Annotated in this window: 2 protein-coding genes; both read left to right on the top strand. The window is 27.0% G+C overall.

Annotated elements, in window-relative coordinates; translation table 11 throughout:
- Positions 1-24 precede the first annotated feature (24 nt).
- Positions 25-669, top strand: a complete 645-nt coding sequence (locus AJ932_RS10930; protein WP_070278802.1) for a hypothetical protein — start codon at positions 25-27, stop codon at positions 667-669.
- On the top strand, positions 653-2,385 hold a 1,733-nt coding region (locus tag AJ932_RS09890; protein WP_070278804.1), incomplete at its 3' end, for a hypothetical protein. The genes AJ932_RS10930 and AJ932_RS09890, both read left to right, overlap by 17 nt.

Raw genomic sequence — 2,385 nt, 5'->3', positions numbered from 1 at the left:
TTAAAACTTATTTAAAGGATAAAAATGAGCCAAACAAACAATAACACAGAAATCAAAGAGCAAAACACTCAAGATGAAATCATTTGGGAGTTAAAAAGAAAAGTTACTTTTATGATAATTTGGGCTTATGGTAGTTATTTTGGTTTTATTATATTTGTATGTTTTTTGCTGTTTGTTAGTGGAAATAAATTTAAAGTCGATAATTGGAAAGCTTATGTTGTTATGATTGTTATCGTATTTGCAATTATATTTTTTACAAAAAGGCTATATCGTTCTTTAAATTTGAAAAGAATGTATATCGATAATAATTATAAATTATATATTGAAAAATATATAGGAAAAGACCTAATATTAGAATCTGGGAGTTATGTTATCGGTATGGAGTCTAATTTTTATCTCGGCATAACAATGTCATCAATAGCTAAAATTCTTTCACTAAATTGTAATGGTAAGGAATTATATGGTTTTATTGAATCCGCTAATACAAATTTTAATGAACTTGCAAATTTTACAAAAAGTCATCTTATAAATTATCTTATTAGTTGTGAGAATAATAAATATCTTAAAGCTGCTGCTATCTATGGGTTATTTCAACTTGAGCAGTATTACAATATAGATCTTAAAGAAATTGATAAGATAAGATTGGATAAAAATGAGTATGGAAAATAACAATACCATTTATGGAAGTTTAGAAATCAGAAAAAAGATAGATGATAAATTTGCACTAAATCAAAATTCTGCAAATATAAGAGATTTTGGGAACATTGGAACACTTGCTTCTTATGGTATGTCAATAACTGGAGCAACATCTGGAAAAATATTAGAACAATATATGATTAATCAGAGTGTTTCAACTAAAGTAATAACATTTTATAAATATAAAATTATGGGTAATTTTGGTATTTTAAGTTATTTGTATAAAAAAGCAGAAAATAAATCTAACACAAGAGCTTTTGGTGAAATTGCTGTTGAAACAGCAATTGGAGCACTAGCAACATCGCAAATAGCTATAAATACTATAGAAATTGGAATTTCTTTCATTTCTCGTATTGCCGCAGGTACAGCAACTGGAGCAGCTATAGGCTCGAGCTTTCCTATTGTTGGGACAGTGGTGGGTGCAGTGGTGGGAACACTTGTAGCAGGTTTTTTTAATGACTTAATTTTTGGCGATGAAGATGAGGAATTAAAAAAACAAGAAGCCAAAGAGAAATATTTAGAGGAAAAATTAGATGAAAAAATGCACAAAATCATCAATTATCTCATCACTCATCAATATATAGAATTAAGAGTGTTAAATGAAGATGAAGCAGAAAAGCTTTGTAAAGAAATAAGTGATATTAATAGTGCTTATTTTAAAACCATTCTTTTGATGCTAAGTTTTCCTTATTATTTAGATAAAGATGAGCAAAGTTATAAAAAAGCTCAAGAAAAAAATCCAACTATAATCAGAATACAACCCATAGCTAATACCTTAAATATAAAAATAGAAATCAATGAATGCTTTCTTGCTAAGAATGGAGAAGCTTTAAAAAATAAGGAAATTTATGTTTATAATCATCGCTTTAATAGAGTGGTGGCAAAGGCTATGAGTGATGATGAGGGTAAAATAGTATTTGAAAATGTTTATGTGGGTAAAGAGAGCACTATAGATAAAATAAGCTTTATTATAGACAGAGAAAATTTCAATGAAGACAATTTTTATGAAAGTGTTTTAAAATACGCTCCAATGTTTAATATACAAAAAAAGCATAAACAAAAAGGGCAAGCTTTTATTGATAAAATGTTTTTTAGTTTCACTTATGCACAAGGAATAATGCAAGATAATGAGGTGTTAAAACTAGAAGCTTTGAAAAATAATTTTAATATCGTTTTTGATTATGAGGTAAGAAAACAAGAAGAATCCTATAAAAATTATATCATTTTATCTTATTTGGTTTTTGATGTTAAAGAAGATATAGAAGAATATATACGCCATACTACTATAGAAAATAGAGCTTTTCGTGGATTAGAATTGTTAGGTCGTGGATGGAAAAATCAATACAGCATCAAAGACGAGTGGAGAGATAAGGGTGTGGTATTTTTTGCTTATTTTAATTCTCAAAAATTTACCCCTTATAAAAAAATGGCTTTTATTGACAAGCCTATAGTTATTTTAGATATAGAAAAATTTGATAAAGAAGATATATTAAAAGATATAAAATTCCATTTTAAAACTCTTACTAAAGCCTATAAAATTTTTGTAATAGATTTAGATGCTAATACTCAAATACAAGAAAAAAAATCCATTGTCAATAATATAAAAAAGAATACCCAAAACTTAGAACTGCTTTATCTGCAACTTAAACTTTTTGATGATAAAGATGCTAATAAATGCAAGGTGCAATA

It is taken from the genome of Campylobacter sp. BCW_6873, from assembly GCF_001762365.1.
Lineage (GTDB): Bacteria > Campylobacterota > Campylobacteria > Campylobacterales > Campylobacteraceae > Campylobacter_D > Campylobacter_D jejuni.
Note: the sequence above shows the minus strand (reverse complement) of the source record. Positions and strands in the feature narration are given on the sequence as shown.